General features: G+C 37.9%; 1 protein-coding gene. It reads left to right on the forward strand.

Going from position 1 to position 933, the window contains the following annotated elements; translation table 11 throughout:
* Positions 1–576 precede the first annotated feature (576 nt).
* Positions 577–933, forward strand: a 357-nt coding sequence (locus L4D76_RS28690) for an IS110 family transposase (RefSeq protein ID WP_428444199.1), incomplete at its 3' end; no start/stop codon positions are given.

Below are 933 nucleotides of genomic sequence, written 5' to 3' on the forward strand. Positions count from 1 at the left end.
GGCTTCATGACAAAAAGCTGGTAAAGCCGATGTATCGAAGGTTTTCTAAAACATAACATTTATTACATATAAATAGGTCTGAATGTCAGGCCGAGCGGGATACTACACAAAGCGTGCAACTCGCACAAGCGGTGATCATTAATTCTTTTCGGAGCGATACAACAAAGGCCATCGAAGCGACCTTAATTCTACAAACAAGCTAACAAACAACACTAACAAACAAAGCTGAGACGCTTTACGGGGGTTATGGTAAATAAAAAACGTTGTCAATCTACTTAACCCGCGTTTTTATATTTCTTAAAAAATCGTTCCCTTACGTTCTTTAAAATGACTCGAGATTCGCGTTTTAATTTTTTTTGAATTAATCGTGAATCCTTACTCATATTTTAATAACCTTACTGCACTTACCACAACGATAAACTTCTTTATAGAACAAACGCTGCCAAAAGTTACGTTTAATTCGTTAGCGACGTTATGTGGGTTCTAATGTAATGAACCATCCCACCCCATAACGTACCGCGAGGCTATGATTATGGTGAAAATCAAATCAGTCATTGATGAGTGGGAGATAGAGTGATGATCATTAACTTACTTGGTATTGATATTGCGAAGAATGTTTTTCAATTACATGGTGTTGATTGTAATGGAAAATCCGTTTTAAAAAAGCGAATATCAAGAGATAAACTGGCTGAATATATCGCTAACATTCCCCCATGCACGATCGTCATGGAATCTTGTGGAGGTGCCAATTATTGGGCCCGGGTTTTCCAACGGTATGGGCATATAGTTAAACTCATTAGCCCTCAGTTTGTAAAACCGTTTGTTAAAACAAACAAAAATGATGCTAACGATGCTGAGGCCATAACAGAGGCAGCCAGTAGGCCATCAATGAATTTCGTACCAATCAAGCAAGTTGAACAACAAGATATACAG

It is taken from the genome of Photobacterium sagamiensis (assembly GCF_050337085.1).
Taxonomy (GTDB): domain Bacteria; phylum Pseudomonadota; class Gammaproteobacteria; order Enterobacterales; family Vibrionaceae; genus Photobacterium; species Photobacterium sagamiensis.